Source organism: uncultured Nostoc sp., assembly GCF_964245575.1.
Classification (GTDB): Bacteria; Cyanobacteriota; Cyanobacteriia; order Cyanobacteriales; family Nostocaceae; genus Nostoc.
Window position 1 is genome coordinate 20,834 of the sequence record NZ_CAXTNP010000083.1, and the last position, 6,738, is coordinate 27,571.

Here is a 6,738-nt window from a genome sequence, read left to right on the forward strand (position 1 = left end):
TATTACAACAACCAATAAATATGAAACAACATTTATGGAAAAACCGAGAAGGGCAACAACTAGAAAATTAAGCTTCCCTTAAAAAGAGGGTTGGGGGGATTTTCCGGGGCAAAATATCACTAACACTAAGCGTATTGAGGTAGGGGCACACAGCTAGCTGTGCGCCCCTATTTATTAGTCTTTATTTAAGTTTTTCGTGAGCAGCCAAAATAATTTTTTCGGTTTCTTCCCAGCCAATACATTTATCAGTTACAGAAACACCATATTTTAATTCTTCTTTACCAGTAATTGGTTGACTACCTTCATATAAATGCGATTCCAACATCATGCCAACTATTGATGTATTACCATCCACTATTTGCTGAATAATATTTTCTAAGACAGCACCTTGTAATTTGTAATCTTTATTGGTATTACCGTGGCTACAGTCAATAACAATTCTTGATGGTAAATTTGTCTGTTTTAATTTATCTTCTATCAGTTTGACATTTGTTGCTTCAAAGTTAGGTTGACTACCACCCCTTAAAATTACGTGACCGTAGGCATTACCTTTAGTTTTAAAGACGCTGACCTGTCCGTTTTGATTAATTCCGAGAAAATTGTGCGGGTTTTTAGCTGATTGTAGGGCATTCAAAGCTACTTGAATATTGCCATCAGTACCGTTTTTAAAACCCACAGGCATCGAAAGCCCACTTGCCATTTCGCGGTGAGTTTGTGATTCAGTCGTACGTGCCCCAATTGCAGACCACGTAATTAGTTCACTAATATATTGAGGTATGATTGGATCTAGTGCTTCTGTACCAGCAGGTAATCCTAACTCTGTAATTTTTAATAATAGATCCCGTGCAATTAATAACCCATTTTCTACATGGAAAGAATCATCCATATCTGGATCGTTAATTAATCCTTTCCAGCCTACGGTTGTTCTTGGTTTTTCAAAGTACACTCGCATAATTAATAGCAGGTTATCCTGGACTTGCTCGGCCAATCTTTTCAACCTTTCAGAATATTCAAGTGCTGCTTTTGGGTCGTGGATTGAGCATGGCCCAACTACTATAAACTTTCTGCGATCCTGAAAATTCAGGATAGCTTCTATTTCCTGTCTATACTCTAAAACTCTTTGCTCGGCTAATTGTGTTAAAGGTAATTTGGATTTAATTTCATTGGGAGTTAATAAAATGCGATCGTTCTCAATGTTAGCGTCTTCGATATTAGTATTAAATAATTTGTTGTGCATGGGGATGCTCTGGCAATTTTATATACGCACTTCAACTCAAAAGTGTAACACAAACACATGAATTTTTAAAAGAGTTTCTTTTTTACTTGACAAATTTTTAATTGAACTGTACGTGAGTAAGGTAATAACTGACAAAGGGGAAAAGATTCCCCCTTTTTCTTTACTATCGGACTACTGCCTGAGTGATAGTGTATATCATTACTGCCATACAAACACTTTGGCTTCGTATGGCCCCAAATCAGCTATAATCCCATCGTCACCAACTTCGACATCATAATTGCTTGTCCACTCGTGCCATGTACCACTGCTTCCAACGTTAGAAACATGATAGTCACCGAGAAATTTTTCTGAAAAATTAGCTACCACGACTACACGAGAACCTTGATCATTCCAACGGCTATAAGCTAGTACCTTTGCCTCTGGATTTTCGTGGATGAAATCAATATTTTCTGTGTAGAGGGCATGATTATTTTTACGCAGGTTCGTTAAACCTTTGTAAAATTCAAATAAACCACGATTTAGATCGTTACCTAACAGTGTCCAATCAATTTTGGCTGATTCAGGTTGTTGAGGTTTATACTCGCCAAATTCCTCTCCCATCCAAATCAAAGGTACGCCAACAGCAGTCATTAGGATGGCTACTCCTAATTTAGTCCGCCTAAAGGCTTCTTCGTCAAAAATTTCACGGTTTCCCAATTCAACCATCACATGGTTATGGTCGTGGTTGGTGAGGTAATTTACGACATTAGTGGCACCCATAAAGCCTTGGCGCTTGCAGTCAATGACATCTTTGAGACGCTCTAAATCAAATGTATCGCCGCAGATATGTTCTAGAATGCAGTGATAAAAACTGTCATGCCAACAACCATCCATTGGCCCATCTACATTGGTAATGCTGGGAGTTTCAGGAATATGTTCGGCAACGTTATAAAAAGGCTTCATGCTAGCAGTGTTTTTGGCTTCTTGAACAATCCAGTGCATGAAATCGTAGTTAGCAATTTGCCGCGCTGCATCATAGCGAATACCATCAAGATGAAATTCTGATATCCAGAAACGGATTGTATCACCAATAAATTTCCGCGCTGGATAAATATTTAAATTTTCGTCATAATGTTCGTAATTAAACTCAGGCCCCCAGTTATTATCAGGGTCACGGGGAGCGTGATGAAACCAATAATCGTGGTCAATTTGTGTTAACGGACTGGATGCTTCTGAGTGGTTATAAATCCCATCAATAATTACACGAATGCCTCTGCCATGACACTCGTCAATCAATTTTTTCAACCCAGCAGTAGAACCATAACTAGATTCGGTTGCAAAGAAGTGGCGGGGGTTATAACCCCAACTATAATCACCAGGATATTCTTTAAGTGGCATCAACTCAATAGCATTGATTCCCAATTCAGATAGATAATCTAACTTTTCAACGACGTGTTTGTACTTGCCTCGTGCATAAGGGTCATCTTCACCACCAGAAAAGTCACCTACGTGCAATTCATAAATTACTAATTCCTGATCAGCAGGTAAAGGTTTATCATCATGTTCCCAAACGTATGTATCGGTAACTCTTTTGCCATCTTTGACTTGAATTACACCGTCATCTTTTCCACTTAGTTCATCAATATCAGTTGCATAAGGATCTGTGACATCAACCCATTGTCCTGATTCAAAAAACCATGAATTAGTCTGAACACGAAATTTATATTTATAAACGCCGTCTTCTAGTTCAACACTTGTGCGAAAATAACCATCATCTCCTTTTTCCATTGGAATTTCTTGCCAATCCGAAAAAGAACCAATTAATGCAGCTCCTTTGTTGTAAGGTGCAAATAAATTAAATTCAACTGGCTTCGCCATAGAAGTGTTTGTAATATTAAGGGTTGATAGAAATATTCTCTAATGCTCAATTTAATTTGCAAATCGCTCTAGAGAAATAATTATATAAATAGTGCTTCTATCTTGAGGATGAATTTATAAACTTTTATAAAAATAACTATTTTTTGGCTATTTTTGACTATTTTTATGATTTATTCTTTAACTAATATCCAGATTATATTTAGTACATTTACTGCCTATAATACTAAAACTTAAAGATTGTTATTAAGTTATTAATTAGCAGGTATTAAGTAAAAACAAAATAGTTATTGCTAAATATCTGCTGTGTAAGATTACTCAATTTTTCCGTTAGTTTCTTGTACATAACTTAACAACCAACCTGCTGCTGTTGCTCTACGAGTTTGCCGAGGGCCAAATTCCCCAATTTTGTAACCTTTGAAACCTAGTTTTTCTTTGAGCAATTGCTTATTTTCAGCAGGAATGGAACGAGTCAACTTGACTGTTGCGGTGCGAGATTCAATGAAATTTGGTGGTTGTGGGTACTCATCTTGCCATTCTGGTGCAACTAGGCTAGTGTCCCATTGTGCAGTTGAGGAATCATAGCGATAGCCTAAATAATGCCATAGCAACTGGTTGACTGTGACATCATCAAGTTTTTCGTCAAGAATTGCCCAAATTGTTTCTGTATTGAGTGGTGGCAGGTTAGACATAAGCAATTTAAAATTCCAATTTGAAAAACTGATTACTGATTAATTAAATTCACTACATTTAGTAGGTATTTAAAAATACTTTATCACTACTCTGCGACACTCCCAAAGATAGGGATAATTTTATTTTTATCTAGACCTGCTGGAAGACTTAATCCGCCACAAGCATTAGACAAACTACTAAAGTGACCATGAATAAGGAGATTCGCCAATTGCAAGAATGGGATAATCGCGATCGCCAGTATAGACAGACATGAGGGTGATGATGACGATAACCGTGATTAATTTCGCCAGTTGCAGTTAAAAACAGGTTGTGTATACACAAACTAGGTAGACTGGAAATCGTAAAGATTAGACCAGTCTATGCAGAATTCCACAGCACTACCAAAGATCATCCGCGCCCATGTATTCATTTCTGGCCAAGTCCAAGGAGTGGGCTATCGCTATTCCACTGTGGATACAGCTAGCCAGTTGGGATTAACTGGTTGGGTGCGGAATCTCCCCGATAGTAGAGTAGAGGCAGTTTTTGAAGGGGCGCGAGATGTTGTAGATGAGATGGTTCGCTGGTGTCACTCTGGGCCACCTGCTGCTGTAGTTAAAGATGTTGTCGTTGAGTATGAAGAACCGGAAGGGTTGCGGGGATTTGAAGTTAAGCGGGTTGAGTACTGAGTTAAGAAGGTGACAGGTTATAGATTACAGGGCACAGGAAAGAAAAACTATTGCCTGTACCCTATAACCCAATACAGTTGAGTTAAGTATTTCTTTCTTCTCTTTACGTCCTTGGCGGTTCGTTAAAAAAATTGACTTGGGCAAAGAGTTTTAGGCTTAAGTGAACCGTATTGCCCTATAACCTATGGTGAATCCCCAGATGATATACAAAATATACAAAACTAGAAGCAAGCAAGAAAAGCACCAACTGTATGTAGCATCAATCAGGGATAGGATAGAATCCCTTAAGAACCAAAAAGCAGAAATTCAAAAAGAATTGGTGGAGTTACAAACTAAGCTTTTGGAGAATGAAAATTACGTGCCAGAAGAATAAATCCCTAAAGAGTTATTCACCATGCTTACCTTGATTTCGGATTAAATAAGCCTTAATTTCAGCCAGTTCGAGCCTGTTTTCGCGCACCATTGCTTCAAGTTCATTGAAGCCAAAAGTCATCGCCTCCGACATTTGTTTATAGTTGCCCAAGAGATGATTAAAATCACGCCTCTCGTTAACTCCTTCAGTTGCAAGTTCTACAGCTGACTGGGTAGCTTTTTCTTGTTTCAGCTCTAACTTAGTAAACCACCAAGCCATCCAACCGGATAACGCACCTACAAAAGCTAACAGAAAGCTAGCCAAGCTAAGGTCAAATTTCATATAAAACTATATAAAACTAATGGGAAGGTTATTTGAGAATTGCCTCCCAAATTTTGACCCGACAGTTACCCACTGGGAACGCTAACTTAAATCGCAATGCAAATGGTGAAATACCATTAGGAAAAATAATAACTCTTGGGATTTTATTAGGTAAAGCATAACTGCTTGACGTTTGTGCAATGCCACCTACTTGAAATAGGTTAACTGTTTGCATCAAGTACCCTGCTATATTCCTTGGGTTAATATTTGTAGTAGTCGCAAGTACTGCCACTATTCCTGATGTAAATTCTCTGGAAATATCAAAGTTTTGATTGCCTAAAATAGACTGGTCAAATCTGACATTCCACAAGTAATCATTCCTAAGATTAGTGTAACCTTCGGATAATTCCACTTTAATTACTCTTTAAAGTGCAAGAATTTATATTGTATTCCTTGCCAGCAATCTTAATTTTTTTAGCATTAATTTTGCCGCCTGTAGTTACGTTCCCGATTTTATCTGGTTCACAAAATCTAATTGTGGATTTACTGTTCCCATTAGCATCTGTGTACCCAATTCGCACCATCGCAGGACGTGGAGAGTTAGCCCCAAACATCAAACCTGCATCTGTATCCTTGGCAATTACAACTCCCAATTCATCTGCAACGGCTTTAGGGTAAGCATCTTTCTTACCTCTCCAAGCAAATCGCATTGCTCCAGCATTACCCAATCCACCACCAAGGTTTATATAATAAACCTGACTTTTAGCCTCTTTCGCCATACATTTTTACCTCAAAATTATTAGTTGATTGGGGAAGATTCCCCAAGAATTAAAGAAATTAGGGAAGATAGGGAGTTGGGGAAGCTACCAAAGCACCGCTAGCATTTACTGAGAAAGTAGCAGGTCTAAAATCAATTATTGTGTCTCCATTAATACTTTGATTAGCATCAGATGAGGAAAACCAAAAATCAATAGTGTAATCTCCGGTAAAATTAAAATCTTGGGAAATATAATTTAGCCCAGATGAGTTATCAAAGTAAATTGATGTAGAATCAAATTTACTTTTTAGATTGCTGATAATTGGATTTCCTATCTTGGTAGGAATTCGATTTTTAATTGAACTATCAATTATATCTCCACTACCATTATTGCCAATTCCTTTTAAAAGAAGCATTACTTGAGAGAATAAAGGATCATTAGTAGATCCGCCTGTAGATCCGCCTGTAGATCCGCCTGTAGATCCGCTTGTAGATAACCCAGCCAATAAATCAGCTTTTGATATTTTGTAGAGTAAACCATCGGCATCTATGCCAATAAAATAATCAGTGCTAGCCGAAAGGTTTTTAATAGTAGTAGGCAAGATAAAATTAGATTGATTCTCGTTAGTATTATCAGTTTCCACTAGTGCAAGTAAGCTACCTAGTGTTGCCTTCCTAAGTATTGGTTTGCCACCTAAACCGCCATTAATATCTAGTATAGGAAGTACATCATTCAAGCTAGGGATAGCTAAAGTCTTAAGATTTTAAATTTCCATTATTTACTCCATTGTCAAAATTGATTGGTCATAAACTGGGCTTTCTTCGACGACGGTTCCCAGTATCAAAATGCGATCATCAT

At 37.7% G+C, this 6,738-nt stretch carries 9 protein-coding genes; 2 read left to right on the forward strand and 7 right to left on the reverse strand.

From position 1 onward, the window contains the following. Window positions 1-181 precede the first annotated feature (181 nt). The 3 genes from ACFFAP_RS15330 to ACFFAP_RS15340 form a co-directional block, all read right to left on the reverse strand. Window positions 182-1,237: a 3-deoxy-7-phosphoheptulonate synthase gene (locus ACFFAP_RS15330; RefSeq protein ID WP_375512006.1), complete on the reverse strand. Its 1,056-nt coding sequence runs from the start codon at window positions 1,235-1,237 to the stop codon at window positions 182-184. Between the two features lie 198 nt (window positions 1,238-1,435). Continuing rightward, a complete protein-coding gene (locus tag ACFFAP_RS15335; RefSeq protein WP_375512007.1) occupies window positions 1,436-3,094 on the reverse strand; it encodes an alpha-amylase family glycosyl hydrolase in 1,659 nt (552 codons plus the stop codon). A 311-nt stretch (window positions 3,095-3,405) separates the two neighbouring features. Next, entirely contained in the window at window positions 3,406-3,783 is a 378-nt protein-coding gene (locus ACFFAP_RS15340; RefSeq protein WP_375512008.1) for a DUF1823 family protein, read from the reverse strand. Between the two features lie 360 nt (window positions 3,784-4,143). Between ACFFAP_RS15340 and ACFFAP_RS15345 the strand changes: the two genes are divergently transcribed. Together ACFFAP_RS15345 and ACFFAP_RS15350 are read left to right on the forward strand one after the other, a co-directional pair. Continuing rightward, a complete protein-coding gene (locus ACFFAP_RS15345) occupies window positions 4,144-4,449 on the forward strand; it encodes an acylphosphatase (protein WP_375512009.1) in 306 nt (101 codons plus the stop codon). A gap of 199 nt (window positions 4,450-4,648) precedes the next feature. Beyond that, the gene (locus tag ACFFAP_RS15350) at window positions 4,649-4,822 is read left to right on the forward strand and encodes a hypothetical protein (RefSeq protein ID WP_375512010.1); all 174 of its coding nucleotides are present in this window, start codon (window positions 4,649-4,651) and stop codon (window positions 4,820-4,822) included. A gap of 12 nt (window positions 4,823-4,834) precedes the next feature. On the opposite strand, the gene ACFFAP_RS15355 is transcribed toward ACFFAP_RS15350, so the two are convergent. Genes ACFFAP_RS15355 through ACFFAP_RS15370 form a run of 4 tightly spaced genes read right to left on the reverse strand, consistent with a single transcriptional unit; the run spans window position 4,835 to window position 6,616 of the window. Continuing rightward, window positions 4,835-5,143 (reverse strand): hypothetical protein, encoded by a 309-nt coding sequence (locus ACFFAP_RS15355; protein WP_375512011.1) that lies wholly within the window; start codon window positions 5,141-5,143, stop codon window positions 4,835-4,837. A gap of 28 nt (window positions 5,144-5,171) precedes the next feature. Then, window positions 5,172-5,534, reverse strand: coding sequence for a hypothetical protein (locus ACFFAP_RS15360; RefSeq protein WP_375512012.1), 363 nt, complete (start codon window positions 5,532-5,534; stop codon window positions 5,172-5,174). A 1-nt stretch (window position 5,535) separates the two neighbouring features. Beyond that, window positions 5,536-5,901, reverse strand: a complete 366-nt coding sequence (locus ACFFAP_RS15365; protein WP_375512013.1) for a hypothetical protein — start codon at window positions 5,899-5,901, stop codon at window positions 5,536-5,538. A 58-nt stretch (window positions 5,902-5,959) separates the two neighbouring features. Beyond that, entirely contained in the window at window positions 5,960-6,616 is a 657-nt protein-coding gene (locus ACFFAP_RS15370) for a hypothetical protein (protein ID WP_375512014.1), read from the reverse strand. Between the last annotated feature and the right edge of the window lie 122 nt (window positions 6,617-6,738).

Bases quoted from the DNA above. Each gene is read 5' to 3' on its own strand.
- ACFFAP_RS15330 (WP_375512006.1), bottom strand. From the start codon at position 1,237: ATGCACAACAAATTATTTAATACTAATATCGAAGACGCTAACATTGAG.
- ACFFAP_RS15335 (WP_375512007.1), bottom strand. From the start codon at position 3,094: ATGGCGAAGCCAGTTGAATTTAATTTATTTGCACCTTACAACAAAGGA.
- ACFFAP_RS15340 (WP_375512008.1), bottom strand. From the start codon at position 3,783: ATGTCTAACCTGCCACCACTCAATACAGAAACAATTTGGGCAATTCTT.
- ACFFAP_RS15345 (WP_375512009.1), top strand. From the start codon at position 4,144: ATGCAGAATTCCACAGCACTACCAAAGATCATCCGCGCCCATGTATTC.
- ACFFAP_RS15350 (WP_375512010.1), top strand. From the start codon at position 4,649: ATGATATACAAAATATACAAAACTAGAAGCAAGCAAGAAAAGCACCAA.
- ACFFAP_RS15355 (WP_375512011.1), bottom strand. From the start codon at position 5,143: ATGAAATTTGACCTTAGCTTGGCTAGCTTTCTGTTAGCTTTTGTAGGT.
- ACFFAP_RS15365 (WP_375512013.1), bottom strand. From the start codon at position 5,901: ATGGCGAAAGAGGCTAAAAGTCAGGTTTATTATATAAACCTTGGTGGT.